Source organism: Flavobacterium sp. N502540, from assembly GCF_025947365.1.
In the GTDB taxonomy this organism is placed as follows: Bacteria; Bacteroidota; Bacteroidia; order Flavobacteriales; family Flavobacteriaceae; genus Flavobacterium.
Genome location: NZ_CP110012.1, coordinates 885,432 through 911,711, shown reverse-complemented (window position 1 = coordinate 911,711; position 26,280 = coordinate 885,432). Strand labels below are relative to the sequence as shown.

Genomic DNA, 26,280 nt, shown 5'->3' with positions numbered 1-26,280 from the left:
GTTATTTATATTAAAAATTCTAATAGTGATGTTTTCCTTAGCAGCATTATTAGATGTTGGTTATACCTATTTAAATACGCGATTCGTTAATACTACTAAGTTTAATTTCATAAAGAATCAGAAAGGCAAGCATTTCGATTATGTTTTCGTGGGATCTTCAAGAGTTATCAATGACATAAATGCAAAGATTGTAGATTCTTGTTTGAAGGTCAATAGTGTTAATTTTGGAATAATGGACGCAAGGCCTAAAGATATTTTGACAGTATTAAAACTTTTGCAGCTATACGAAATTAAGTATGATTCAGTTTTTATTCAGACAGATTATTATTACAATTCCTCTGAGAGATCAAATTTTTTATATATCGATATGATGCCTTTTATTAGGGAGGATATTTCAATAAAAAACTATTATGAAGAGGAAGGTGATTTTTTATTATTGTACTACTGCCCTTTTTATAGATTCTGTAAAAATGATTCAAAGTTAGGAGTAAGAGAATTGTTAGCATCTCTAAGAAGGAAAAATCAATTTGAGGAGAGCAAAGGATTTGTGTCTCTTTATGGTTTTGGAGATAAATGGCAGAGAACTTTGCCAGACACGATTACGGAGTACAATAAATACAATAAACAGATATTAAAATTCCTGAGAGATAATAAGATAAAATCAAAATTTTTTGTTTCGCCTTTTAGGAATGATACTCAAAATTTAGGCTTTATTCAATTATTGTCAGGAAAATACCCTGGACTTTGGGATTTTTCAAAATCTATTCCGGATGATACTAAATTTAAAAATGGGTATCATCTTAACGAACGAGGAGCCAAAGAATTTTCAATAATTATGTCACATAAAATTAAATCCGAAAGATAATATATTAAGTATGTTTTTTAATTCCCTTGCTTTTGCTATTTTTTTACCAATCGTTTTTTCCTTATATTGGTTCGTTTTTAATAAAAACAAGAGCACTCAAAATGCTTTATTAATTGTTGCCAGCTATTATTTTTATTCCTGTTGGGATTGGAGATTTTTGTTTTTGTTAGTTTTTTCAACTTTTCTGGATTACTATACTGGAATTCAGATTGAAAAAGGAAAGTCTGAAAAAAGCCGTAAGTTTTGGTTCTGGCTTAGTATTTTGGTCAATTTAGGATTTTTAGGAATCTTTAAATATTACAACTTTTTTGCCTCTTCGTTTTCCGAATTGTTAAATTCGGCAGGGCTAAAAGTAAACCCATTTTTATTGAATGTAATCCTTCCAGTTGGAATTTCATTTTATACTTTTCACGGATTATCATATGTTATTGACATCTATTATAAACGTATTAAAGCGGAATATAATTTTGTCGATTATTCTTTATTCGTGAGCTATTTTCCACTCTTGGTAGCAGGACCAATAGAAAGAGCTACCCATTTATTGCCACAGGTAAAAGTAAAAAGAGAGTTTGATTTTGAAAAGGCCAAAGAAGGGGTTTGTCAAATTATTTGGGGTCTCGTAAAAAAAGTTATCGTAGCAGATACTTGTGCTACTTATGCGAATGCCATTTTTGATAATTATACATCAATGAATACATTTTCTTTAATTTTAGGGGCGGTTTACTTTGCTTTTCAGATTTATGGAGACTTTTCAGGTTATTCAGACATTGCTTTGGGAGTGTCAAAATTGTTTGGTTTAGATCTGCTGCGAAATTTCAATTATCCATACTTTTCAAGAGATATAGCAGAGTTTTGGCGTCGTTGGCATATTTCACTTTCCTCATGGTTTCGGGATTATTTATATATTCCTCTCGGAGGAAGTAAAGGTGGAATCTGGATGAAAATCAGGAATACATTTATCATTTTTGTAGTTAGTGGTTTTTGGCATGGAGCCAATTGGACTTATGTTGTATGGGGATTTATAAATGCTGTTTATTTCCTTCCATTACTTTTATCAAATAGTAATAGAAATAATATAGATGCTATTCAGCTGAAATTTAATTTTGATTCTGTAAAAGTTGTAATCAGTATCGTTTGTACTTTTTTCCTTACCTGTATAGCTTGGGTTTTCTTTAGAGCCAAAACGATTACAGATGCTATTTCGTATTTAAAGCGAATTGTGACAAATAGAGATTTTAAATTTCAGTATTTAGATAATGAACGTTATAGTTATGAGTTGCTACTTTTGTTAGGAATATTTGTTTTAATCGAATGGAATAATAGAACTAAGGAAGAACCTCTCTCTGGTAATAGAAATATCCTTAAAATAGCCCTGGCAATAGGGGCAATCATGGCTTTTGGTACTTTTTCAGATTATAAAGAATTTATATATTTTCAATTTTAATGAAGCGTTTTTTAATTTATACAGCCAAAATAGTAATTACGATTTTTTTAATTGCATTGGTTTTGGACGGAATTTATACCTATGTTTTTTTGAAATCTAAAAATAGAGGGAAAATAGAAACCGTTGTTAATTCTAAAGCAAAAAGATATGATGTTGTAATCTTGGGATCATCAAGAGCCAATAATCATTTTGTAGCTCCTATGTTTGAAGAAAAAGGGTTGAAAGCTTTTAATTATGGAATGAGCGGATCACATTTATTTGAAAGTGCACTTATGCTAAAGCTTATGATAGAGCGAAAGTATCAAATTAAAAATATTATTCTTGAAGCTGATCTAAATCTATCGAGTATTGATCAGTCAGAAGGAATTGCCTGTGCCTATTTACCCTATATTCATTACTCTGAAATTGTAAAGAAACATTTTCAAACTCAAAAGAATTTTAATGAACTGTATTATATTCCATTTTATAGGTATATAAAATACGGGGAAAAAATAGGATTCAGAGAAATGTTTTTCACGGGAATTCAAAAAAGAACGAATGCTTCAGATAATTTAGGTTATTATCCATTAGAGAAGCATAAAAACGGAAATATGAAAAATAATATTGTCAATCTGAATCCGCTGCCTCACAATAAGTATTATGAAGAAATTAAAAAGATTTGTAAACAAAACAAGATCAATTTAATTACTGTGATGACACCTATGTGTGAAAATGTTGTGGGAATGAATTATTTTGACAAAGTAAAAAAAATGTATCCTGAAATTTATAATTATGAAAATGTCGTTGTAGAGGATAAATATTTTTCTTCATGTGGACATATGACTGATGAAGGAGCGAGAATATTTACAGCCCGAATCATAAAAGATTTTTTTAATAAGTAGATGCATATAGCCCTTTTAACTCCGGAATTTCCCCATGCAAAAGTGGAACATGCTGCTGGTATTGGAACCAGTATAAAAAACCTCGCTACCTCTTTAGTTAAGAAAGGAGTAAGTGTTTCTGTTTTTGTTTATGGACAAAAAACAGAGGAAATAATTATAGAAAATCAAATTAGAATTCATTTAATTAAAGAGAGAAAATATTCTTTTTTAGGTTGGTTCTTTCATAGAAAATACATTCAGAAATATTGTAATGCTGTAATAAAAAAAGAAAGTATATCTGTAATTGAAGCACCGGATTGGACAGGAATTACGGCTTTCATGAAATTTAGAATTCCTTTAATAATCCGTTTTCACGGAAGTGACACCTATTTTTGCCATTTGGAAAACAGAAAACAGAAACTTAAAAATTTTTGGTTTGAAAAATGGGCTCTGAATCGTGCAGCAGCTTTTATTGCGCCTACAAGTTTTGCAGGGAATCTCTCGAAGAAACTTTTTGGAATAAATAATAAAGAAATAAAAACAATCCATTACGGGTTAGAACTGCAAAATTTTACCAATAATTCTCCAACTATTTATGATAAGGGTCTACTTTTATATGTTGGAACTTTAATTCGAAAAAAGGGAGTTTTAGAATTGCCTCAAATTTTTAACCAAGTACGTAAAGAGTTTCCCAATTTAAAGTTGGTTTTAATTGGAGGTGATTCCTATGATATAAAAACAAATTCGGGCTCAACATGGCAATTGATGCAAAGTAAATTTAAAGATGATGATCTGAGAAATGTAGATTATCTCGGTAAAATTCCATACAATGAGATTGAGCATTATATCAAGAAAGCAAATGTTTGTGTATTCCCTACTTTTGCTGAAACTTTAGGAATGGTAACCATTGAAGCTATGGCAATGCAAAAAGCAGTTGTTAATAGTAATATCGGTTGGGCTCAGGAACTTATTGTCGATGGCGAAAGCGGTTATTTAGTACATCCGGCCGAGCATGATTTGTTTGCAAATAGAATTACAACATTACTTAAAGACGAGTCACTTTGTTTAAAAATAGGAGAAAACGCCAGAGAAAGAGTAGAAGCTAAATTTGATATTAATAAAATTGTACAAGAAAATATTGAGTTTTACAGAAGAATAATTAGTAAAAATTTGCAACCACAATGATAATTGTTTATCATAAAGAAAATAAAGTCGTTGAGGTAGAGTTTGAAAAGAAAACGATATGTGTTTCTCAGATGAATATTGCAAAAACACTATTCGAAATGGCTGCCTTGCATCCTCAAAGTTTAATAGTTTGGTGTCATATTGATTTTAGATCAAGTTTAAATGTTTCAAAATTTCAGGATATTTTTCATCATTCTAAAATAATGGCATCTTACAGTCCATTTTTTAAAACATTCTTACCGGATTCTATTGGCTACGTGGAGGAATCGCCATTTATAAAAATTAATAGGAAGGTTAATTATCCAACCTGGCAGACCAGCAGTTGGGTTGGAGGACTTAATGCAGCTGTTTTAGTAGCGCTGAATGGAAAAATAAAAGCAACTTTTAACTTTGATTATTTCTTACATTCTTTAGCAAAATTAGCAATGGAGACAGGGCTATTTTGTTACTCAGATCCAACATTATTAATTGATAATTCAACAGAATTAAAAGAGAAGAGAAACAATAGCTATATTTTATTTCGATTTGTTAAGCAGCATTATCGAACCCGTTGGGTATTTTTATTGTTCATGAATTTGTTATTGTATAAAAGAAAATTTGCTATTTTTCCATTAATCCACTGTTTCATTTATCGCAGAAGAAAACTTGCTGATGATTCATTGGAGCAAATTCAGGTTCAGTCAACAAAAAATATATTTAGTACCAAAACTATAGATGTAATAATCCCAACCATAGGAAGAAAGCAATATCTATATGATGTTTTAAAAGATTTATCAGTACAGAGTCATCTGCCTAAAAATGTGATCATAGTAGAGCAAAATACCAATGTAGAAAGTAGTTCCGAGCTTGATTATCTTAAAGAAGAAAATTGGCCTTTTGGAATAAAGCACATTTTTACGCATCAGCCGGGTGCTTGTAATGCGAGAAATGTAGCTTTAAAAGAGGTGAGTAACGATTGGGTTTTTATGGCCGACGACGATATTAGAATTAAAGAATCATTTTTGAAAGAAGCTTTTGTTCAAATAAATAAATTTGGACTTGACGAGATTACGTTTGCCTGCAATGAAGCCATGTATGATAATAGTAAAGAAAATTACAGTAATATACAATGGGAAACATTTGGGTCTGGCTGTAGTATTGTAAAGCGGCAATCTATAGAAAATATTAGATACCGAAAAGGTTTCGAATTTGGTTATGGTGAGGATACTGATTTTGGTATGCAATTGCGAAATAAAGGTGTAGATATTATTTACTTCACGCAGCCTGAAATTTTACATTTAAAAGCTCCGATTGGTGGCTTTAGAACAAAACCCGTGCTAGAATGGCAAAATGATAGCATTCAGCCGAAGCCTTCTCCTACAGTAATGTTGTATAAACAATTACATTTAACAGAGGAACAAATAAATGGATATAAAATGATTCTGTTTTTTAAATTTTACAAAGTTCAAAATACTAAGAATCCGGTACGTTATTACAAGAATTTCCAAAAACAATGGAAACAAAGTTTGTATTGGGCGAATCAATTAATTACGAAATAAATAGCTTGATACAATCTATAACTATTATAAGACTCTCGGAAAGTCATATACCTGCATTTGATAAGCAATCACACAAAGTGAGTATTGATTTATCTCTGGCTGGCCTTTCAGATTGTAACGCATTCGATATAAAAATCGCTTTTTCAGAGCCAATAGCAGAGTTTCGCAATCATGATTATACCTGGAAAAAGCGTAAAGAATATTATGTAGCAAATGAGTTTAGTCCAAAAATAATAAAATTACAGAATGGTCAAATCGTACAATCTAATTTAACTTTTGGGGTTTGGGAAATTGATCCTAAAGAGCCGACAATTTTGCTTTGGCGTTTTAACCCGGAATATGCTTCTCCGATTGTAAATTATTTAGGAGATGAAAATAGAAAAACTATTTCTTCAGCAAAACAAAAGTTCAAGTTTAACGAAAGCCCGGCATTATTATTTCCTAAGGTTCATGTGATTGAGTTTAGTAGATCTAAAATTCCTTTTTCGGCTATTGCTTGTTTTACAGATCACTGCGATTTTGATACAGCCGAAAATTTATCAGTTCAGAGGCGATTTTTCAAAGAGCACGAAATAAAAGTAACAAAAGGATTTTTTTTAAATCATTTTTCAAAACGAGAGGAAAATGCATCTTTTCAGAATCAAAAGGAGGAGCTCTTAAAATGGAAGGATGATGGGCATGAATTGTGTTATCATTCTCTTTCACAATCGATCAAGCCAAATGCTGAAAGTTTCGACGATTTTAAGAAATTTGTTCCGCCATTAAGCGATTTGAAAGTTTGGATAGATCACGGATATCAACCATATAATTTCTCCCTTTTTAAAAAAAATAATATTCCTGAAGAAGATTTTAGTAACCTTTTAAAAGATAAAGAGATTAATGTTCTCTGGAATTATATTGACTCAGGAACTGCAGCAGACGGAGTAATAAATCAGTTAAATAAAGAACATTTTACTTTATCCAGCTTTCTAAAAGGAACTAAAGATTTTAAATGGATCAAGCAAATACAGTTGATGATTAAAAACATTGTTTTTCATTATTATAACGATGAGAATATGATATTGAAGTATAAAGAAACAGCGAAAAATTTCAAAAAAGTATTTTTTCAAAAAAGGCTTGCCTCATTTCTTCCCTTAATAAAAGATTTTTTTAGATTAAGCGGCTCTATTTTGGCAGTCTTCTTATTATGGAAGACCAATAAAATAAAACCTTATAAATTGGCAAAGTATTCTCCAATTCTATTTAAACATTATATAGCACAAAAAGAGTTTTATGTTTTTCAGACATTAGAACTGTTAGATTTTAGAAAAGCATTATCGAAAGAAAATGTTACTACCCTGATCAATGAAAAAGGCGTTTTTATAGCACATACTTATTTCTCAGTTCCAATGAAATATCATGAAGGAAGATTGATGTTAACTGAAAAACAAATAAATAGAGAAATAGAAGAAGGATTTAAGTTCTTGTCTGATAAAATTAAAAATAAAGAAATTTGGAATCCGACGCTTATGCAGTTAATAGAATATTGGCAGGGTTTTGAAAAAGTAGTGCTGGATATTGATTCTGATGGCGATACTTTTGTTAAGAGTGAATCTGATTTAATCTTTAGAAAATTTACCTGATGCAGATCCTTTTTACTAAAGAAAGTTATTGGCTCGACAAATGGGATGAATTTGTTAGTAACAACAATAGAGGAAATCATTTAATACTTTCAGATTGGTTAGCATCTTATAAGTCGTATGGTTTTGATTTTGAGTTAGGAATATGTCTTGACAATGATGAAATAGTGGGAGGTCTAGGAGCTGTAATTGCAAAAATGGGATTCTTTAAGTTTTACATTGTTCCTCATGGCCCTATTTTTAATGAAGGTTTTGAGAACATTATTGCATTTGTGATTAAAGAACTGGTAAAACGTGCAAAAAAAGTAAAATGTTGTTACTTGCAATATAGTTTACCATTTTCTAATGATGCCGCAATTGCATCTTATTCGTATGGATCAGATTTAAAAGATCAAATAGAAGGCTTAGGATCAAATGGAAATTTATTTAAATATGTTTATAGTTCATACGGAATAAATTGGTTGAGTTTTAATGAAACAACGTCTGCAGAAGAATTGTTACAGAAATTCACCATACAGGCAAGACGTAATATTAATTTGGGTTATAGAAATGATATTCAAATAGGATATCCAAAAAGTGAAGAGGATTGTAGGTTAGCCTATAAATTAATTGAAGATAATGCAAAACAGAGCAATTACTCCGTTCGGGCATTCGAAGACTTTAAAACCACAATATTAAGCCTGATCGATAAAAACAAAGCATTTTTACTGACAGTTAGTTTTAATAATGAAATAAAAGGAGCTGCATTTATTGTTAATTGTGGTAACTATTTAAGTTACATTTCGGGAGGTACGAAAAAAGAAAAACCGGACTTAAATATTGGTTACATCATTCATTGGGAAGCGATAAAAAAGTCATACGAGCTAGGTTTTAGAGGTTATAACATATCTATGGGAGGCTCTCAAGGAGTTCTGGATTTTAAAGCAAAATTTATGGCCGAACCCATTTTTTTTGATCACCCGCACTATCATTTAATAATCAGGTCAGGGATTTTTAAAATGTATTTATTTTTAAATGAGTATTTTAAGAAGAATAAAGCAAAAATATCTAGGATTTTAAAAAGAATCAAATAATATTTAAATGAAAATTGAAAACAAGAATTTTTGGGAAAGAGAAGATATTATCGCTACGCAGGAGGTACTGACATCTATTTCGGATTTTGAACATTTTATGTTTGAAAACAGTTTAAAACGTTATGATAAAAAAGGAAAAATAAACCGGATAAAAGTTTTTGGTTGTGGAACCGGTAGAGAACTTAAAGGTATTGCAACGGTTTATGCTCCAAATAAAATTGTTGCCTCTGATATTTCGGATAATATGATTGAGAAATGTAACGAGAACTTAAAAGTTTGGAGTATTGATGGAATTACTACTACTATTGTTGGCGATGCAAAAGATTTTGATAAACTCGTGAACGAATTTGAATTAGTAACCATATTAAACAGTATGTTAACCTATGTTCCTCTTCGGAAAGACCGTTTGAAAATTTTTAAAAACAGCCATCAGATTTTGGTTGAAGAGGGCGTTTTAATAGGTACCGTGCATAACCAAATTGGGGTTTTAGCGAAAACAGTTTATTTTAAAATGCGAGGGCTTTTTTCTGTTTTTTTAGGCGAAAAAGTAGGGAACAGGGATACAGGGTTTAAAGGTTTTAAAGTTCCGGGATATTATTATACTAAAAGAGGTTTAGTTAGAGATCTGAAAGAATCAGGATTTCGAGATATAGAAGTTTATTCAATTGAGGAATTGTATGCTATGAATGGTCATAGATACAATAGAAAAAGAGGATATAATAATTTGATATTTATAGCATCCAAATAATATTTTATGAAATTCTCTTTAATCATTTGTACCTATATGCGCCCCGAACCATTGCTTAAATTATTGCAATCGGTTAAGAAGCAGTCGCTGTATCCAAATGAAATAATTATAGTTGATGGATCATTAAATGATAAAACAGAAATTATCTTAAATGAAAATCAATTTACAAATTTAAAATACTTTTTAGTTGATGGTCAGGATCGAGGACTGACTAAACAACGAAATTTTGGTATTCATAAAGTTGATGCAGGTGTCGAAATTGTATGTTTTTTAGATGATGATACAGTTTTAGAACCGGACTACTTTAAGAATTTGCTACAAACATATGTTTTGTTTCCCAAGGCTTTAGGTGCAGGGGGATACATTTGTAATGAAGTAAAATGGGAAAAAATGGTTGAAAATTTTATTCCTAAAATAAGTGAATTTTATTTTGATGGATGGAAGCGTAAAGAAGGAAGTCGTTTTATTTTACGAAAGAAACTTAATTTAGACAGTGATTGCCCACCAGGTTTTTCTCCACTTTTCTCGCATGGTAGAAGTGTAGGTTTTTTGCCTCCTAGTGACAAAATATATGAAGTTGAACAATTAATGGGAGGGGTGTCATCTTTTAGAAAATCAGTTTTTGACAATTTTTCGTTCTCTACTTATTTTGAAGGCTACGGTTTGTATGAAGATGCAGATTTTACTTTAAGAGTTTCTAAAGTTGGAAAATTATATCTGAATACTCAGGCAAAATTGGATCATTTTCATGCCGAATCGGGTCGTCCAAATCGATACAAATATGGAAGAATGGTGGTGCGAAATGGTTGGTATGTTTGGCGTATAAAGAACCCTAACCCTAAATTAGCAGATCGTTTTAAATGGAATGCAATAACTCTTTTGTTAATTTTAGTGCGATTTACAAATGTATTTTCCTCTAAAAATAGAAAAGCTGCTTTTACAGAAGTAATTGGAAGAAAAGTAGGATGGTTAAGTTTACTATTTAATAAACCAGTAAAACAATAATATTCATAAAGAAGTGAAATTAGTAATAATCACACATGTTCAACATATTCAAGATCAAGAGCATTTTTTTGGTTATGCACCGTATGTACGCGAAATGAATATTTGGCTTAAATATATAGATGAAGTTATTATTGTTGCTCCATTAGTAAAACAAACTAAATCAATTATAGACATTACTTATCAGCACCCGAATATAGATTTTAGGAAAATTCCGGGTTTTAGTATTAACAGTTTTAAGAATATTTCATATTCACTGTTTAAAATTCCGGTAGTTTTTTGGAGTCTATTTTGGGCAATGAAAAGTGCTGATCATATTCATTTGCGTTGTCCCGGTAATATTGGCTTATTAGGATGTTTGGTTCAGGTTTTATTTCCGAAGAAAAAGAAAACTGCCAAGTACGCTGGTAACTGGGATCCGAAAAGTAAACAACCCTTTACTTATAAATTACAGAAGTATATTTTAAGTAATACTTTTTTTACAAGAAATATGCAGGTTTTGGTTTATGGAGACTGGCCTAAAAAAAACAAAAATGTAAAATCCTTTTTTACCGCGACTTATTCAGAATCTGAAAAAGTATTTGTAGAGAAAACGGATCTTAATTCCCTATTAAAATTCATTTTTGTAGGGACTTTAGTTTCGGGAAAAAATCCCTTGTATGCTGTAAAACTGATTGAAAAATTAAAAAATAATGGACATAAAGTAATGCTGGATGTATATGGAGAAGGTATTGAGAGTAACGCCTTGAAAAAGTACATTAAGACAAATAATCTCGAAAAATTTATCATTTTTCATGGAAATAAAGATAGTAATACTTTAAAAGAAGCCTATCAAAAAAGCCATTTTGTAATCTTACCATCAAAAAGTGAAGGTTGGCCTAAAGCCATAGCCGAGGGGATGTTTTGGGGATGTGTTCCTATTGCAAGTAAGGTTTCCTGTATTCCTTTTATGTTAGATTATGGTGCTAGAGGAATATTACTAGAAATGAGTTTAGATCAGGATATAGAACAAATCGAAAAATTAATAAAGACTGAAAGCAGTTTTGATATAAAAAGTCAATTATCGGTCAAATGGTCTCAAAATTATACCACAGATGTTTTTGAAACTGAAATACAAAAGCTCCTAGCCAAATGAGAATTGTTCAAATCATAGATTCTTTAAATGCCGGAGGCGCAGAACGAATGGCTGTTAATTATGCTAACGCTTTAACGAATAAAGTACAATTTTCCGGTTTAATTGCAACGAGAGACGAAGGAAATTTGAAAGAACAAATTGATAATAAGGTGTCTTACTTGTTTTTAAAAAAGAAAGGACGAATTGATCTACGCGCCATTTATCGTCTAAGGAAATACATAACGGGAAATAAAGTTGAAATAATTCACGCGCATAGTTCCTCATTTTTTATTGCAGTACTAGTCAAATTGACTTTGCCCAGAATAAAAATTATTTGGCACGACCACTATGGAATGAGAGAAAAAGAAACTAAGGAAGGAAACAGAGTTTTGATTTTTTTATCGGTTTTCTTTTCTTCCATTTTTGTGGTTAATCATCAATTAGAAAGTTGGAGTAAGAAAAACATGAAGTGCTCAAGGGTCGTTTTTATTCCTAATTTTGTAATTTCTAAAGATGGAAATCAGGAAATAACCAGACTGAAAGGAAATGAAGGCAAAAGAATTGTCTTTCTGGCGAATTTAAGAAATCCAAAGAATCACATTTTAATTTTGGAGGCATTTCGGGATCTAAAATTAGGCGAAGCCGGCTGGAGTCTTCATTTAATTGGTAAAGATTATTGTGATTCCTATTCCGATAATTTAAAAAGATTTATAGAATCACATTCCTTAAAGGATTACATACATTTGTATGGAGAAAAGAGTGATGTTAAATATGTCTTATCGCAAGCATCAATAGGAGTTTTAGCCTCAACAGATGAAGGATTTCCAGTGACATTAATAGAATACGCATTAGCAAATTTGGTTGTTGTTTCTACAAACGCAGGATATTGTTCAGTGATAATTGAAAATAATTCTAATGGATTGCTGTTTGATCCATCCTTAGTCTCTGAAGCAAAGAGTCAATTGATAAAAATAATAGAGGATAAAATTTTTAGAGAGAAAATGGCGGATAAATTGAATCAATCTGTTTTGAGAAATTACTCAGAAGAAATTGTAATTGAAAAATTAATTTTAGCGTATAAAATAAGTAAGTGATGAAAAGTGTTCTGTTATCTTATAATTATTTGCTTATACTGCATGCAGCAATTGCTTTAGCACTTTTTGCAGTTCCTTTCCTGTCTAAATTTTATGCACTCTTAATTATCATTTTTGGTTTTATTCTTGTTTATCGAACCAAGAATAAAAACAATGAGGTTATTTTGGTTTCTGCTTACCTGATTGGAGCTGAGGTTCTTTTGCGCATGACAGGAGGTAATTTTAATAATGAGTTTGTAAAGTTTACGGTGATTTTTTTCATGCTCCTGGGCATGGTATATAGCAATTTTTCCAGTAACGCATTTGTGTACTCCTTTTTTTTGATTTTGTTAATCCCGGGGATTTTAATTACAGCTACAATAGTTGATGTTTCTGTAGACATTAAGAAATCAGTAGTCTTTAATTTGTCAGGCCCCGTCTGTTTAGCAATATGTTCTATTTACATGCTTAAAAGGCAAATTTTATTTTCTGATTTGCAAAATGTATTAGTCGCAATGGGATTACCAATAGTGAGTACAACGGTTTACTTATTTTTGTACAATCCTAGTGTTAGAGACGTGGTAACCGGAACCCAATCTAATTTTGAAACTTCAGGAGGTTTCGGACCCAATCAGGTTTCAACAGTCTTAGGATTAGGGATATTTATCTTTTTTACGCAATTAGTACTGTTCTCTAAATCGAAAAGAATGATGATTTTAAATGGAGCATTACTAATTTTTATAATGTATAGAGGCATTGTTACCTTTTCAAGAGGGGGGGTAATAACGGCCGTCGTTATGATCGTTTTTTTACTGTTTTTACTCTATAGTTTTTCAAATGCTCAAGGAAAGAAGAAGTTTGTGTTTGTTTTTGTATTAACGGGTCTGATAGCTGCCGGAGTATGGGGTTATTCTTCTTTACAAACAAATGGCCTCATCGAAAAACGTTATTCCAATCAGGATGCTCGAGGTAGACAAAAGAAAGATCGTTTAGGAGGAAGGGAGCAAATTATGAATGAAGAATTAAAACTTTTTATGGATAACCCTCTTCTAGGTGTCGGAGCCGGAATGGGTAAAGAGATCCGAAAGGAAACTTCGGGAGAAGAAGCAGCTTCTCACAATGAAATAACACGTATGCTAAGCGAACATGGTTTGTTTGGTGTTTTTGGACTCCTTATACTTCTTTTAACACCATTTATTATTTATCTAAACAACCGACAGCATCTGTATTTTTTCTCTTTTTTTATTTTTTGGCTTCTAACGATAAATCATGCCGCCATGCGTACCGCAGCGCCGGCTTTCGTATATGCACTATCATTACTTTTTGTTCAGGTTAAAATTCCTGAAAAAGCAGAAAATTCCGTCGATTAAGTTCTTTTTTTTATAATACATTTGCCTCAAGTTTAAGCCCCTAACAAACTTATTAAATGTTTTCAAAGACTAAAATGCATTTTGAAATTTCGGAAAGAAAAGTATTACTTCTTCTTTTTGATGTTGTTTTTATTTTGTCCGCATTATATCTGTTAAGTTTAGTTTTTAATTATAACTATTTTGTTTTTGATAAGAGTAATTTTCCAAGTATTTTTTTGCTTCTAACTTATGTATACGCTTTTGGAATAATATTCGAAATGTACAATTTACAGGTAGCCAGTAATCAGTTGCAAATTCTTCAAAGTGTAATTTTTACAGCTACAGCTTCGAGTCTGGCGTATTTGTTTACCCCAATTTTATCTCCAGAATTACCTAAGCAGCGATTGATTATTGTAATTTTTTATTTTACAATACTTGCTACATTGCTATTGTGGCGTTTGTTTTATGTTTATTTTTTGGCATCACATCGCTTTTCTCAGAATGTAGTTTTAATATGTGACCAGAATCAGGTTGAAGAATTGGTTTTAGGACTTGAGAATGTTGATCCGCATTATAAAATTATTGGTTTTGTAAATTCAGATGCAATTTCAGAAGAAGATTCAAACTTTCATTATGTAAAAGAAGTTAAAAAGAAGGATTTAGAAGAGTTTGTAGTTCGTAATCAGGTTTCGGAGATTGTCATTGCTTCCCAAAAAACAGATGGAATCACAGCGGATTTATACCAGCAGTTACTTCACTTATTAGAATCTGGAAATATCATCAGAGAGTATACTCAGGTTTACGAAAGTAAAACACAGCGCATTCCGGTGCACTATATAGCCCGCGATTTTTATAGATTCTTTCCCTTCAGCAGAAACAATAGTAATAAATTATACTTGTTTTTTGTTCGTTTCATAGAGCTGTTGTTCTCCATTACCGGGCTGTTGGTTTGTTTTCTGTTTATTCCTGTTATTTTTATTACGAATTTGTTAGCGAATAAAGGGACTTTGTTTTACACACAGGAACGCGTAGGTAAAAACGGAGTTGTTTTTAAAATCTATAAGTTTCGAACTATGGTTGAAAACTCGGAGTCTAATGGGATTGTTTTCGCTACTTCAAATGATAAACGGATTACACCTTTCGGTAAAATGATGCGTAAATCAAGAATCGATGAATTACCGCAGTTTTTTAATATTTTAAAGGGCGATATGGCCGTAATAGGACCAAGACCTGAGCGACCATTTTTTGTGGATGAAATAGCTCGTATAATGCCTTTTTACGAGACTAGACACGTTATAAAACCAGGACTTACCGGTTGGGCGCAAGTAAACTATTCTTACGGAGAATCTATAGAGGAGAGTTTGATCAAACTGCAGTACGACTTATACTATATTAAACACCGAAGTATCTTTTTAGATTTAAGCATTACTTTTAAAACGATTACCACCGTTCTGTTTTACCGCGGACAGTAAATTAGATAATAATTGGAATACGTTTTTTATTTCGGATAGCTACTCTCACCAAAACAAATCCACTAGTTATGATCATTGGCAGAACAATAAAGAAGTGAGCTTTGTTGATCATAAAAATGGTGTAAACGATCAGGAAAAGTAAATGTAGAACTGCGAATCGATACGTCCATCTTTTGTTTTTTAAGAGCGAAAAGAGGATTAATACCAATAAAAGCGGACTTAATAAAAGTACATTATAGTTCATTGCCAGTTCCTGATGAAGCGAGTAGAACCCAACCGTAACAAAAAAGATTCCTATCAACGATAAGATTAAAAGATAGATTTCATCTACCACTTTATGGTGTGCCAAAACTACAAAGCCCAATAGCAGGAGGTAAGTGTAAATATTATTCCACCATGAACTTGGAATCTCTTTTTCAAAACTTAGCAGCGTTTTGCTTTTACTTACTAAAGGCTGATTCTGAAAAGTAGTCTTTTCTAAACTGTTTTTTAATTCGAAGGGTAAAAAGATCTTCGTACCTGCTTGGTCTACTTTTGTTCCGAAAATAATACTGGTTCCCAGCTGATCGTAAAAATGATCTTTGAAGTAAGGAAACAGAATAGAGCGATAGGTTTCAGTTGTATCTCCTTTTTTAGTTACAATATTTGCATTTAAAGATGTATTGATGACATCTACAACCATCGAAGTACAGTTTTTGTCGATAAATTTATAGGTGTAATATCGTTCCTCAGAGAATGCGGCCGCATTTAAATTGTCAAAAAGTTTTTGTTTTAAATCTGGAGAGATCAAAAGTTCCTGCTCGAAAACACTTCTTTTTTCGTTAGTATAATCGTTTATAAACTCAGGAAATGATCGTACACTGACAAAATACTGTAAATCCCCCTTCGCGAACTTAGCGACAAAATTAGGCGTTCTAAAATCAAAATTACCGTAATTGTAGACAACATCGATATTGTTCGCCAGATCAGCAACACGAAAGGCAGTGTGGCCAAAATAACTATAACTTTCGTTACCCAATCCGCAGGTAATAACGCTTATTTTAGCCTCTTTTGATAAGGGTACATTTTGACTATAACCTAAAAAACTTAATAATAATAGTAAACTAAAAAGTGTTTTTTTGAAAAGGACATTTTTCATAATTTAAAATTTTAAGAAGTTTAATGGTTAACAAATATTATCTAAAGATACCTAAATCTACTTTTAATGAAAAAATATTAGAGTATAAAGCTGTACTTTGATTTCCTAAATCAGTCAGAGCGTAATCCACCTGAATGCCTTTGTACTTAAAACCAAGACCAATGTTGGGTTGAAAGTTGAGCTTTTCAGTATTGTCCAGTTGAGTTACGTTTTGAAAATTTCCTGCTCCTGCTCTTAAAAACACAAGATCAGTATAACCAAACTCAAATCCCAAAGCAGGATCTATACTCACCACTTTTGACGAAATGATATCGTTGGTTTGCTCGAAACGCATGTTTAAATTGGTAGCGACCAAAAGACTGTAATCGTTGTGAAACTCAATTTTCTTAGAAACTCCCAGTTGAGCTTTTGGTAAAGTAATTTCGGTACTTTCTGGTAATTCGTTGTTTTCTCCCGGAATAGCATTGGCAATTTTCTTGTATTCTTCTTCATTAATATTCCATACATTATAAGTAGTGGTAATATCTCGAAGCATCAAACCAAAGTTCCATCCATTTCTTTCAAATTGAAGGCCAAAGTCAAAGCCAAAGCCCCAGGAATTGGCAAATTTTCCAATAACCCTTCTGATTACTTTTGCATTTACACCATACTGAAAACCATCTACAGGTAATTTCCTGGCGTAAGAAAAAGTAAAACCATAATCGGCAGTAGAGAACAGTCTGATTCGGTTGTAATCTATATTTCCCTGATTGTCGATCAATTGAGTGGTGTCCATGATATCATCAACTCCAAAACGAATCATCGAAATTCCCCAGGCACTTCGGTCATCAATCGGACTGGCATATCCAATGTAGTCGTATTGTGCAATATTGGCAAAGTAATTGGCGTGCATCAACGAAATTTGATGATCCTCAAGATGAGTAAGACCAGCCGGATTCCAATAAACAGAATTGACATCATTGGTAGAAGCGACAACAGCACCCGACATTCCTAAGGCGGCTGCATCAACACCAATATTCATAAACTCATTCGAATATTTTCGAACGGTTTGTGCATACTGTAAGGTGCAACTCCACAATAATACAAATACAAAGATTTTCTTCAACGGATATATTTTAGCAAACCGGAGTCTGTTTTAATTTTTATCAAAAATATAATATTTTACTCATCTAATTGAAATTATTGCTAAACTTAAATTTTTCATGAGAAAATCTTTATAAAGCTTTTGAAAGGAGAGAATTTTAATAGAAATTTTTGCTATTAATGTCGCTTATTTATACGAAATTTGCCCTTCACCATTTGTTAAAAATATAAATCATGAACATTAAAAAACACATTCCTAATTTAATCACATTAATCAACTTGTTCTGCGGCTGTATTGCTGTTGTTTTTGTTTCTCAAGAGAACTTTTTAATGGCTTTTTGCATGGTTTCCTTAGGGATCTTTTTTGATTTTTTTGATGGTTTTTTTGCCCGATTGTTCAAAGTTTCAAGCCCGCTTGGATTGCAGTTAGATTCGTTGGCAGATATGGTAACCAGTGGTGTTGTTCCGGGTTATGTAATGTACAGTTTGTTCTTAAAAAGCGCCGACCCGAACAATGAAGTTGCATTAACAATTGTACCTTTTCTTGGATTTATTGTAACATTAGGTTCTTGTTACCGATTGGCTAATTTTAATATTGATACACGTCAGACGGATTCGTTTATTGGTTTGCCAACTCCGGCGAATGCGCTTTTTATTTTAAGTCTTCCATTAGTTATCGATTTCTCTGATTCATTATTTATATTTGAAATGTTAACCAATCATTGGGTTCTTTTGGGGATTGCTTTATGCAGTGCTTATATTTTAAATGCAGAAATTCCATTGTTCGCCTTAAAGATTAAAAAGTTTACAGTAAAAGATAATGTCCTGCAAATTGTATTTTTATTGATTTCTCTGGTTTTGGTGGTGTTATTGCAGTATATGGCAATTCCGTTAATTATTATCATTTATGTGTTGCTTTCCGTAGCGAATAATATCTTTTTGAAAAAGTAGTTTTATTGGAATGGCAAGAAAAACGACCACCCGAAGAGCTTCTTACTCCCGAAAATCGAAACCTCAGAGGTCGATTTTAGCGAGCGGACTTCGTTTTATTATTTACTCTTTTTTAGTATTGCTTTTTTTTGCAACAGTTTATCATTATCGTGATGGACTGGCTTATTATCTTGGCTTTAAATCAAATAAAGTTCTGGAAGAGGATGCTGTAGAGAAACATCTTTCTGATGTTAGAAACGTCCAGGTGCTGGAAAATCACAAAGGAAAAGTAATCGGTATTGACGTTTCTGAATTTCAGGGAACCGTACATTGGAGTGATGTTGAGGTTTTGGAAGAAAAATATCCGGTGCAGTTTGTTTTTATCCGAGCTACTGCAGGAAATAACAAAGTCGATAGGCAGTTTATGCACAATTGGTTAGGTGCGAAAAAGCATAAAATTATTCGCGGAGCTTATCACTACTATCGTCCTAACGAAAATTCGATAGAACAGGCTAATCTTTTTATTAAAACAGTAAAACTGCAAAAAGGAGATCTGCCTCCGGTTTTAGATATCGAAAGATTACCTAAAAATCAGTCATTAGACAGTTTGAAGAAAGGATTAAAACGCTGGTTGAATAAGGTGGAGGCACATTATCAGGTACGTCCGATTATTTATACCGGAGAGCGTTACTATGGTGATTTCCTTAAAGAAGAATTTGGAGAGTATTTATTCTGGATCGCTAATTATAATTTCTACAGAGAGAAAATAGAAGACGATTGGTTATTCTGGCAATTTACAGAAAAAGCAACTTTGCCGGGAATCAAGCGTACCGTAGATGTGAATATTTACAACGGAGATTTAGAACAATTGCAGTTTATTACTGTGGAATAGTTTTCAGTCGCAGTTTTTAGTTTTCAGTTTTCCTGATACTGAAAACTGCGACTGTATACTTTTTTAAAATTCAAGTTTCTTTTTACGAAGTTCAAAATTTTGTCCCAGATAAACGCGGCGAACCATTTCATCTTCCACTAATTCTTCAGGAATTCCGGCTTTTAAAATTCCACCTTCAAACATTAAGTATGTTTTATCGGTGATAGCTAAAGTTTCCTGAACGTTGTGGTCGGTAATTAAAATTCCGATGTTTTTATTTTTCAGCTGTGCTACAATTCTCTGAATATCTTCAACCGCAACAGGGTCAACTCCTGCGAAAGGTTCATCTAACAAAATAAATTTGGGATCTGTTGCCAGAGCACGTGCAATCTCAGTACGACGACGTTCTCCTCCTGAAAGTAAATCTCCACGGTTGGTACGAATGTGTTCTAAACTGAACTCTTCAATTAAACTTTCCATTTTGGCGATCTGCGCTTCTTTCGATAGCTTAGTCAATTGTAAAACACTCAGAATATTGTCTTCAATGCTTAATTTTCTAAAAACAGAAGCTTCCTGTGCTAAATAGCCAATTCCTTGTTGAGCACGTTTGTACATAGGATAATCGGTAATGTTCAGGTCGTCCAGATAAATGTTTCCTGAATTAGGTTTAACCAATCCTACAATCATGTAAAACGAAGTCGTTTTTCCTGCGCCATTAGGACCCAAAAGGCCTACAATTTCTCCTTGATTAACTTCAACAGAAATTCCTTTTACAACACTGCGTCCTTTATAGGTTTTTATTAAATTATCGGCTCTTAATTTCATTTTTTAAGTTTAATCGTTTAAACGTGTGAATCGTTTATTCGCTACAAATTAACAAATAAACGATTCAACAAATAAACGTATTAACAATTATTTAGTTTCAGCTTCTTCTAAAGCTTCCCAAAATTCGTATGCTCTTCTTAAATGTGGAATTACGATGGTTCCGCCAACTAAAGTTGCGATCCCCATAGCTTCCATCATTTCTTCTTTCGTAACACCTTCTTTATGGCTGGTTTCAAGATGGTATTTTACACAATCATCACAGCGCAAAACGGCTGAGGCTACTAATCCTAAAAGCTCTTTTGTTTTAACATCAAGAGCTCCCGGAGCATAAGCATTTGTGTCAAGATTGAAAATTCTTTTTACAATTTTATTATTGTCAGCCAACAATTTTTCGTTCATTTTAGAACGGTAATCATTAAATTCTTTTATGATATCAGACATTTTCTTTCATTTTATTTCGATAAACAATCTTAGAAATCAGGATACTTACTTCGTAGATAAGCAACATTGGTATCGCTACAATAGTTTGGCTCACGACATCCGGAGGTGTTACAATCGCCGCGATAATCAGGATAATAATAACGGCGTATTTCCAGTACTTTCTTAAGAATTCAGGCGTTACTAATCCTAATTTGGTTAAGAAGTAAATGGCAATTGGCAGTTCAAAAAAGATAGCACTTCCCAGTATACTTGTTTTCACCATTCCCATATAAGAGTCTAAGGTGAATTGATTTTTTACAACATCACTCACAGAAAAAGTGGCAACGAAATTTACCGACATTGGGATCACGACGAAATATCCGAACAGTACCCCTAAAAAGAAAAGTAAAGAAGAGGTGAAAATAAATACTCTTGCATTTTTTCGCTCTTTTTCATATAAAGCGGGGCTGATAAATTTCCAGATTTCCCATAAAATATATGGAAAACTCAGAATAAAACCGGCTAAAAGACACATCCATACAAAGATATTTACCTGACCTTCCATTTCTGTATTTTGAATAATGAAGTTCAGCTGTGTGATACAGATGCTGTCAGCAAAGCCTAGTTGGTGTGATAAATCACAGAACCAAACATAAGTAAAAAAAGTTGGTCGGGTTGGGCCAAGAATAATTTCGTCAAATAAATAGTCACTTATAAAATAGGTTACAAATGCCATTATCATAGTTGCAATTGTACTTCTAACCAATAACCATCTTAATTCTTCAAGATGATCCAGAAATGACATCTCGCCAAGGTTTTTTTTTGCCATTATACGATTCCTTCTTTTAAAATGTCATGTAAATGTAGTACACCTTTGTACTCTCCGTTGTCAGCAACAATAAGCTGCGTTATCGAAAAATCTTCTAAGATATTCAAAGCGTCAACCGCCATTGTTTCTGAAGATACTACTTTAGGATTTTTTGACATGATATCTTTTGCGGTTAAATCTGCAATAGAATCTCTGTCGTTCAGCATTCTTCTAATGTCACCATCCGTAATTATACCAACAATAGTATTGTTTTCGATTACGGCAGTTACTCCCAGTCTTTTTTCAGAGATCTCAAAAATCGCTTTTTTGATGGAGGTATCGGGAGTAACCATTGGTTTTAATGAATGCTCAATCATGTCTTTAACACGAAGCAATAGTTTTTTTCCTAAAGCTCCGCCAGGATGATAAACCGCAAAATCTTCAGGTTTAAAATCACGCATTTCCATCAAACAAACCGCTAAGGCATCTCCCATAACAAGTTGAGCAGTGGTGCTGTTGGTTGGTGCCAGATTGATCGGGCAGGCTTCTGTTTCGACAGTGGTGTCTAATACATAGTCAGAGCCTTTGGCTAAAAAGGAAGTTACATTCCCGGTCATTCCAATCAAGATGTTTCCGAAACGTTTTAACAAAGGAACCAACACTTTTATTTCAGGACTGTTTCCGCTTTTTGAAATGCAGATTATGATGTCTTCATTTTGAAGCATTCCCAAATCACCATGTATGGCTTCTGAGGCATGAAGGAACATAGAAGGCGTGCCCGTTGAGTTAAAAGTAGCGACCATTTTTTGAGCAATAATGGCGCTTTTTCCGATGCCTGTAACGATCAATCGGCCTTTAGTTTCGTAAATACGTTGGACAGCTTCGTAGAAATTTTCGTCCAGAAAATCAATTAGCTTTGTAATTGCTTCGCTTTCAGATAGTATGGTTTTTTTGGCGATCGCCAATATATTTTCTTTTGTGATCAAAACAGAATATTTAAAATTTGTATGTATAAAAGAAAGTTGTATCTTTATGTGTTGCAAATTTATACAAAATATCCATTAATATAAAGAATGAATTCAAACGAAATTGAAATACACAAGGAATTAAAGAAGTATTTCGGCTTTAGCCAATTTAAGGGCTTGCAGGAGCAAGTCATTACGAGTATTTTAGAGAAGAAGAATACTTTTGTAATTATGCCAACTGGCGGTGGAAAGTCTCTTTGTTATCAATTACCCGCTTTAATTCAGGATGGAACGGCCATAGTTGTTTCTCCTTTGATAGCTTTGATGAAAAATCAGGTTGATGCTATTCGAAGCCTTTCCTCCGAAAACGGAATTGCCCATGTGTTAAATTCCTCTCTCACCAAAACAGAAATTGCCCAGGTTAAAAAAGACATCACTTCAGGTTTGACTAAGCTTTTATATGTAGCACCTGAATCGTTAACAAAAGAAGAGTATGTGGCTTTCTTACAAAGCGTATCCATTTCCTTTGTAGCGATTGACGAAGCGCATTGTATTTCAGAGTGGGGGCATGATTTCAGACCGGAATACCGTAATCTGAAAAATATAATTAAACAATTAGGGAAAGTGCCTATTATTGGACTTACCGCCACTGCAACCCCAAAAGTTCAGGAGGATATATTGAAAAATCTTGAAATGGCCGATGCGAATACTTTTAAAGCATCGTTCAACAGGCCGAACTTGTACTACGAAGTTCGAACAAAAACAAAAAATATAGAGTCGGATATTATTCGATTTATCAAACAACATAAAGGCAAATCCGGAATTATTTACTGCCTAAGCCGTAAAAAAGTAGAGTCGATTGCCGAAGTTTTACAAGTTAACGGAATCAGCGCTGTACCGTATCATGCAGGTTTAGATGCTAAAACCCGTGCCAAACATCAGGATATGTTCCTGATGGAAGATGTTGATGTGGTAGTGGCAACTATTGCATTTGGAATGGGGATTGACAAACCGGACGTTCGTTTTGTAATTCATCATGATATTCCAAAATCATTGGAGAGTTATTATCAGGAAACAGGTCGTGCCGGTCGTGACGGAGGAGAGGGGCATTGTCTGGCTTACTACTCCTATAAAGATGTAGAGAAGTTGGAGAAATTCATGTCAGGGAAGCCAGTGGCGGAACAAGAGATTGGATTTGCTCTTTTGCAGGAAGTAGTGGCGTATGCCGAAACTTCAATGTCGCGCAGAAAGTTCCTATTGCATTATTTTGGGGAAGAATTCGACAGCGAGACCGGTGAAGGTGCAGATATGGATGACAACGTTCGTAATCCTAAAACAAGAATTGAAGCCAAAGATCAGGTAGTTAAATTGTTGGAAATTGTTCGGGATACCAAGCATATTTATAAGTCAAAAGAAATTGTGTTTACCTTAATTGGCCGCGTAAATGCTGTAATTAAAGCACACAAAACAGATACCCAGTCGTTTTTTGGATCGGGTTCTGACCACGATGAGAAATATTGGATGGCCTTGCTCCGACAAGTTTTGGTAGCAGGTTATCTGTCAAAAGATATTGAAACTTATGGTGTGGTGAAAATCACGAAAGAAGGTTTGAACTTCATTAAAAAACCGGTTTCATTTATGATGTCTGAAGATCATGAGTACAGTGAATCTGAAGATGAAGCAATTGTAACTGCAGGAAAATCGTCAGGAACAGCCGATGAAGTCTTAATGGGCATGTTGCGTGAATTGCGTAAAAAAGTTGCTAAAAAATTAGGAGTTCCTCCGTTTGTTGTTTTTCAGGATCCTTCTCTTGAGGATATGGCTTTGAAATACCCAATTACTTTAACCGAATTATTTAATATTCATGGTGTAGGTGAGGGGAAAGCTAAAAAATATGGCGGTGATTTCGTTTCTTTAATCAGCAGATATGTTGAGGATAATGATATCATTCGTCCGGATGATTTAGTAGTTAAATCTACAGGAGTTAACTCAGCTAATAAATTATATATCATTCAAAACATCGATAGAAAATTGCCGCTAAGTGATATCGCTTCTGCAAAAGGACTTTCGATGGACGCTTTGATCAAAGAAATGGAACAAATTGTTTATTCGGGTACCAAACTAAATATCAAATACTGGGTTGATGACATGCTGGATGACGATCAGCAAGAAGAAATTCATGATTATTTTATGGAATCGGAATCGGATAAAATCGAGGATGCTCTTAAAGAATTCGATGGTGACTATGATATTGATGAGTTGCGTTTGATGAGAATTAAGTTTATTAGTGAGGTTGCAAACTAGGTTGTTTTATGAAGTTTTTAAAAGCTATTTTTATTTTTGTCGTATTGATATCTACCAAATCGTTTGCAACTGCTCAGGTTTCAGATTATTTGATTATTGATAAAGATACATTGCGAATTCAGTCAAATCCATTAGAAGAATATTTCAAGATACATCCTATTCCTGAAAATTTAATAACTACCGTCTCTAGTGCAAATTGGAGAGGCTATATCGCCTATTTTAAGTTTTTAGAAGGAAAACTGGTTGTTGAAAATATATATAAGAAGGATTACAAGAAGAATAGTAAGGGCGAAAGCAATTTTTTCTTGACTTCTATTTATGAAGCTATTTTTGGTGAAAACAAAAATTTTGAATGTAACTTTTATTCTGGTCTTCTAATTTGTCCTTCAGGAAAAATGTTGCAGTATGTTCATATGGGATATAGTTCTGTATTTGAAAATTATACTTTGATAGAACTAAAAGATGGAGTAAATGTAAAATCTAAAAAATTAACCGCCGAAGAATTTGTGGATTTTAAAAAGAAATATTTTAAATATTATAAAAAGACTGATGAATACAAACAAAAAGCAAAAGAATTTAAAGAAATCACGGTTGAAAGTGATAAGGTTTTAAACAAATTGACACTTGAAAACTCAAATAGTAATAATAAAGAAAATAAATATTTAAAGCAAAAAGAAGCTGATTACAAAGCCGATAAGAAAGTGGAATCTTTCATGTTTATTTTTTCAAACGATTATATGAAAACAATTGAAATCCCTCTAAACTAATTATATGAAAAAAACATCATTTTTATTTACATCACTTGGTTTTCTGCTATTGGCGATGTTAATTTTTAGTTTTTCGACAGAAAGTAAAGAACAAGATTCTAGATTAATTGGAGTCTGGAAAGGTTTTGAAGTTGAAAAACAGATTGAAGGCGTAGAAAAGCACTGGATACAACAAAGATTTGAAAACGGTACCTATGTAATTATGTTTACCACAAAAGAGGATTGCCAAATAGAAACTTTTACTGAAAAAGGGAAATGGTGGACAGAAAAAGGAAAATTTTATGAATTGTCTTCGAGTGCAAAAAATCCAGAAGTGTATAGTTATGAATTAAAGAATGATGAAGTAGTAGAATTTAAAAGCATAAAACTTTCAGGAGAGAAAAAGGATACCTATATATTTAGCGATTATAAAATTAATTTCTAATTGCTGCAAAATAAAAAAAAACTCAAGATATAAATTCCAAATTCCAAGCTGGTTAAGCAATTGGAATTTGGAATTTATTTTTATTGGAATTTCATCCCAAAAATTGGAATTTACCCTTCAAATACTTCCCCCCGATGCGGTTTCAATGCATCACGTACAGCAATCATATTTTCATCGGTAACGACCATAAAAGCGATCGCATGCATGTCGTTTATTATTGAAAACCCCGTAATGTTTAACGGAAGTTTTTCGATAGCGATATATTCTTTTAAGTGAATTTCATGATGCTCAGCTGTTTTAGCAGAAGCAGGACCACGGAAATCCCAAATTAGTTTTATTTTTCTGGACATTATTTATAGGTGCAAAGGTTTAGAGTTGCAAAGGTACAAAGGTTGGTTTGAAG

Annotated in this window: 25 protein-coding genes; 18 read left to right on the top strand and 7 right to left on the bottom strand. The window is 32.8% G+C overall.

Features of this window, described 5'->3' with window-relative positions; genetic code table 11:
- The first annotated feature begins 28 nt into the window (after positions 1–28).
- From OLM58_RS04100 to OLM58_RS04040, 13 genes are read left to right on the top strand one after another with little or no spacing between them, the layout of a single operon-like run.
- A complete protein-coding gene (locus tag OLM58_RS04100) occupies positions 29–865 on the top strand; it encodes a hypothetical protein (RefSeq protein WP_264531308.1) in 837 nt (278 codons plus the stop codon).
- A gap of 10 nt (positions 866–875) precedes the next feature.
- Complete coding sequence (locus OLM58_RS04095; protein WP_264531307.1) at positions 876–2,309, top strand: MBOAT family O-acyltransferase; 1,434 nt, start codon at positions 876–878, stop codon at positions 2,307–2,309.
- Complete coding sequence (locus OLM58_RS04090; RefSeq protein ID WP_264531306.1) at positions 2,309–3,190, top strand: hypothetical protein; 882 nt, start codon at positions 2,309–2,311, stop codon at positions 3,188–3,190. The genes OLM58_RS04095 and OLM58_RS04090 overlap by 1 nt, the downstream gene beginning before the upstream one ends.
- A complete protein-coding gene (locus OLM58_RS04085; RefSeq protein ID WP_264531305.1) occupies positions 3,191–4,354 on the top strand; it encodes a glycosyltransferase family 4 protein in 1,164 nt (387 codons plus the stop codon).
- Positions 4,351–5,892: a glycosyltransferase family 2 protein gene (locus OLM58_RS04080; RefSeq protein WP_264531304.1), complete on the top strand. Its 1,542-nt coding sequence runs from the start codon at positions 4,351–4,353 to the stop codon at positions 5,890–5,892. Before OLM58_RS04085 ends, OLM58_RS04080 begins: the two co-directional genes overlap by 4 nt.
- Positions 5,847–7,514 carry a hypothetical protein gene (locus tag OLM58_RS04075; protein ID WP_264531303.1) on the top strand — a complete coding sequence of 556 codons (1,668 nt, stop codon included), beginning with the start codon at positions 5,847–5,849 and terminating at the stop codon, positions 7,512–7,514. The genes OLM58_RS04080 and OLM58_RS04075 overlap by 46 nt, the downstream gene beginning before the upstream one ends.
- On the top strand, positions 7,514–8,584 hold the full coding sequence (locus tag OLM58_RS04070; protein WP_264531302.1) for a lipid II:glycine glycyltransferase FemX: 1,071 nt from the start codon (positions 7,514–7,516) through the stop codon (positions 8,582–8,584). Before OLM58_RS04075 ends, OLM58_RS04070 begins: the two co-directional genes overlap by 1 nt.
- A 7-nt stretch (positions 8,585–8,591) precedes the next feature.
- Positions 8,592–9,332: a class I SAM-dependent methyltransferase gene (locus OLM58_RS04065; protein ID WP_264531301.1), complete on the top strand. Its 741-nt coding sequence runs from the start codon at positions 8,592–8,594 to the stop codon at positions 9,330–9,332.
- A gap of 6 nt (positions 9,333–9,338) precedes the next feature.
- Positions 9,339–10,337, top strand: a complete 999-nt coding sequence (locus OLM58_RS04060; RefSeq protein ID WP_264531300.1) for a glycosyltransferase family 2 protein — start codon at positions 9,339–9,341, stop codon at positions 10,335–10,337.
- Positions 10,338–10,350: 13 nt separating this feature from the next.
- Positions 10,351–11,469 (top strand): glycosyltransferase, encoded by a 1,119-nt coding sequence (locus tag OLM58_RS04055; protein WP_264531299.1) that lies wholly within the window; start codon positions 10,351–10,353, stop codon positions 11,467–11,469.
- Between the two features lie 47 nt (positions 11,470–11,516).
- Positions 11,517–12,542, top strand: a complete 1,026-nt coding sequence (locus OLM58_RS04050) for a glycosyltransferase family 4 protein (RefSeq protein ID WP_264531298.1) — start codon at positions 11,517–11,519, stop codon at positions 12,540–12,542.
- The gene (locus OLM58_RS04045) at positions 12,542–13,891 is read left to right on the top strand and encodes an O-antigen ligase family protein (RefSeq protein WP_264531297.1); all 1,350 of its coding nucleotides are present in this window, start codon (positions 12,542–12,544) and stop codon (positions 13,889–13,891) included. Before OLM58_RS04050 ends, OLM58_RS04045 begins: the two co-directional genes overlap by 1 nt.
- 56 nt (positions 13,892–13,947) lie before the next feature.
- Positions 13,948–15,342 carry a sugar transferase gene (locus tag OLM58_RS04040; protein WP_264531296.1) on the top strand — a complete coding sequence of 465 codons (1,395 nt, stop codon included), beginning with the start codon at positions 13,948–13,950 and terminating at the stop codon, positions 15,340–15,342.
- Between the two features lies 1 nt (position 15,343).
- Here the strand turns inward: OLM58_RS04040 and OLM58_RS04035 are convergent, their stop codons facing one another.
- Together OLM58_RS04035 and OLM58_RS04030 are read right to left on the bottom strand one after the other, a co-directional pair.
- Positions 15,344–16,480: a DUF4105 domain-containing protein gene (locus OLM58_RS04035; protein ID WP_264531295.1), complete on the bottom strand. Its 1,137-nt coding sequence runs from the start codon at positions 16,478–16,480 to the stop codon at positions 15,344–15,346.
- 37 nt (positions 16,481–16,517) lie between these two features.
- Positions 16,518–17,501: a PorV/PorQ family protein gene (locus tag OLM58_RS04030; protein ID WP_264532422.1), complete on the bottom strand. Its 984-nt coding sequence runs from the start codon at positions 17,499–17,501 to the stop codon at positions 16,518–16,520.
- Positions 17,502–17,797: 296 nt separating this feature from the next.
- Here OLM58_RS04030 and OLM58_RS04025 point away from each other — a divergent pair, with 296 nt between their 5' ends.
- Together OLM58_RS04025 and OLM58_RS04020 are read left to right on the top strand one after the other, a co-directional pair.
- Positions 17,798–18,514 carry a CDP-alcohol phosphatidyltransferase family protein gene (locus tag OLM58_RS04025; RefSeq protein ID WP_264531294.1) on the top strand — a complete coding sequence of 239 codons (717 nt, stop codon included), beginning with the start codon at positions 17,798–17,800 and terminating at the stop codon, positions 18,512–18,514.
- Between the two features lie 10 nt (positions 18,515–18,524).
- Positions 18,525–19,385: a glycoside hydrolase family 25 protein gene (locus OLM58_RS04020; RefSeq protein WP_264531293.1), complete on the top strand. Its 861-nt coding sequence runs from the start codon at positions 18,525–18,527 to the stop codon at positions 19,383–19,385.
- A 63-nt stretch (positions 19,386–19,448) separates the two neighbouring features.
- Here OLM58_RS04020 and lptB read toward each other — a convergent pair whose 3' ends face one another.
- The 4 genes from lptB to OLM58_RS04000 form a co-directional block, all read right to left on the bottom strand.
- The gene (lptB, locus tag OLM58_RS04015; protein WP_202702454.1) at positions 19,449–20,189 is read right to left on the bottom strand and encodes an LPS export ABC transporter ATP-binding protein; all 741 of its coding nucleotides are present in this window, start codon (positions 20,187–20,189) and stop codon (positions 19,449–19,451) included.
- 87 nt (positions 20,190–20,276) lie between these two features.
- Positions 20,277–20,630, bottom strand: coding sequence for a carboxymuconolactone decarboxylase family protein (locus OLM58_RS04010; protein WP_017494918.1), 354 nt, complete (start codon positions 20,628–20,630; stop codon positions 20,277–20,279).
- Positions 20,623–21,438, bottom strand: a complete 816-nt coding sequence (gene tatC / locus OLM58_RS04005) for a twin-arginine translocase subunit TatC (protein ID WP_017494917.1) — start codon at positions 21,436–21,438, stop codon at positions 20,623–20,625. The genes OLM58_RS04010 and tatC overlap by 8 nt, the downstream gene beginning before the upstream one ends.
- Positions 21,438–22,403 (bottom strand): KpsF/GutQ family sugar-phosphate isomerase, encoded by a 966-nt coding sequence (locus OLM58_RS04000; RefSeq protein ID WP_264531292.1) that lies wholly within the window; start codon positions 22,401–22,403, stop codon positions 21,438–21,440. Before OLM58_RS04000 ends, tatC begins: the two co-directional genes overlap by 1 nt.
- A gap of 87 nt (positions 22,404–22,490) precedes the next feature.
- On the opposite strand from OLM58_RS04000, the gene recQ reads away from it, so the two are divergent.
- Genes recQ through OLM58_RS03985 form a run of 3 tightly spaced genes read left to right on the top strand, consistent with a single transcriptional unit; the run spans position 22,491 to position 25,877 of the window.
- Positions 22,491–24,686, top strand: coding sequence for a DNA helicase RecQ (gene recQ / locus OLM58_RS03995; protein WP_070907816.1), 2,196 nt, complete (start codon positions 22,491–22,493; stop codon positions 24,684–24,686).
- Between the two features lie 8 nt (positions 24,687–24,694).
- Entirely contained in the window at positions 24,695–25,453 is a 759-nt protein-coding gene (locus OLM58_RS03990; RefSeq protein WP_264531291.1) for a hypothetical protein, read from the top strand.
- A gap of 4 nt (positions 25,454–25,457) precedes the next feature.
- Complete coding sequence (locus tag OLM58_RS03985; protein ID WP_264531290.1) at positions 25,458–25,877, top strand: hypothetical protein; 420 nt, start codon at positions 25,458–25,460, stop codon at positions 25,875–25,877.
- Between the two features lie 110 nt (positions 25,878–25,987).
- On the opposite strand, the gene OLM58_RS03980 is transcribed toward OLM58_RS03985, so the two are convergent.
- Entirely contained in the window at positions 25,988–26,227 is a 240-nt protein-coding gene (locus OLM58_RS03980) for a hypothetical protein (RefSeq protein ID WP_264531289.1), read from the bottom strand.
- Positions 26,228–26,280 lie beyond the last annotated feature (53 nt).

Coding starts and splice junctions, on each gene's coding strand:
- OLM58_RS04100 (WP_264531308.1), top strand. CDS start 29: ATGTTTTCCTTAGCAGCATTATTAGATGTTGGTTATACCTATTTAAAT.
- OLM58_RS04095 (WP_264531307.1), top strand. CDS start 876: ATGTTTTTTAATTCCCTTGCTTTTGCTATTTTTTTACCAATCGTTTTT.
- OLM58_RS04090 (WP_264531306.1), top strand. CDS start 2,309: ATGAAGCGTTTTTTAATTTATACAGCCAAAATAGTAATTACGATTTTT.
- OLM58_RS04085 (WP_264531305.1), top strand. CDS start 3,191: ATGCATATAGCCCTTTTAACTCCGGAATTTCCCCATGCAAAAGTGGAA.
- OLM58_RS04080 (WP_264531304.1), top strand. CDS start 4,351: ATGATAATTGTTTATCATAAAGAAAATAAAGTCGTTGAGGTAGAGTTT.
- OLM58_RS04075 (WP_264531303.1), top strand. CDS start 5,847: ATGGAAACAAAGTTTGTATTGGGCGAATCAATTAATTACGAAATAAAT.
- OLM58_RS04070 (WP_264531302.1), top strand. CDS start 7,514: ATGCAGATCCTTTTTACTAAAGAAAGTTATTGGCTCGACAAATGGGAT.
- OLM58_RS04065 (WP_264531301.1), top strand. CDS start 8,592: ATGAAAATTGAAAACAAGAATTTTTGGGAAAGAGAAGATATTATCGCT.
- OLM58_RS04060 (WP_264531300.1), top strand. CDS start 9,339: ATGAAATTCTCTTTAATCATTTGTACCTATATGCGCCCCGAACCATTG.
- OLM58_RS04050 (WP_264531298.1), top strand. CDS start 11,517: ATGGCTGTTAATTATGCTAACGCTTTAACGAATAAAGTACAATTTTCC.
- OLM58_RS04045 (WP_264531297.1), top strand. CDS start 12,542: ATGAAAAGTGTTCTGTTATCTTATAATTATTTGCTTATACTGCATGCA.
- OLM58_RS04040 (WP_264531296.1), top strand. CDS start 13,948: ATGTTTTCAAAGACTAAAATGCATTTTGAAATTTCGGAAAGAAAAGTA.
- OLM58_RS04035 (WP_264531295.1), bottom strand. CDS start 16,480: ATGAAAAATGTCCTTTTCAAAAAAACACTTTTTAGTTTACTATTATTA.
- OLM58_RS04030 (WP_264532422.1), bottom strand. CDS start 17,501: ATGAATATTGGTGTTGATGCAGCCGCCTTAGGAATGTCGGGTGCTGTT.
- OLM58_RS04025 (WP_264531294.1), top strand. CDS start 17,798: ATGAACATTAAAAAACACATTCCTAATTTAATCACATTAATCAACTTG.
- OLM58_RS04020 (WP_264531293.1), top strand. CDS start 18,525: ATGGCAAGAAAAACGACCACCCGAAGAGCTTCTTACTCCCGAAAATCG.
- lptB (WP_202702454.1), bottom strand. CDS start 20,189: ATGAAATTAAGAGCCGATAATTTAATAAAAACCTATAAAGGACGCAGT.
- OLM58_RS04010 (WP_017494918.1), bottom strand. CDS start 20,630: ATGTCTGATATCATAAAAGAATTTAATGATTACCGTTCTAAAATGAAC.
- tatC (WP_017494917.1), bottom strand. CDS start 21,438: ATGGCAAAAAAAAACCTTGGCGAGATGTCATTTCTGGATCATCTTGAA.
- recQ (WP_070907816.1), top strand. CDS start 22,491: ATGAATTCAAACGAAATTGAAATACACAAGGAATTAAAGAAGTATTTC.
- OLM58_RS03990 (WP_264531291.1), top strand. CDS start 24,695: ATGAAGTTTTTAAAAGCTATTTTTATTTTTGTCGTATTGATATCTACC.
- OLM58_RS03985 (WP_264531290.1), top strand. CDS start 25,458: ATGAAAAAAACATCATTTTTATTTACATCACTTGGTTTTCTGCTATTG.
- OLM58_RS03980 (WP_264531289.1), bottom strand. CDS start 26,227: ATGTCCAGAAAAATAAAACTAATTTGGGATTTCCGTGGTCCTGCTTCT.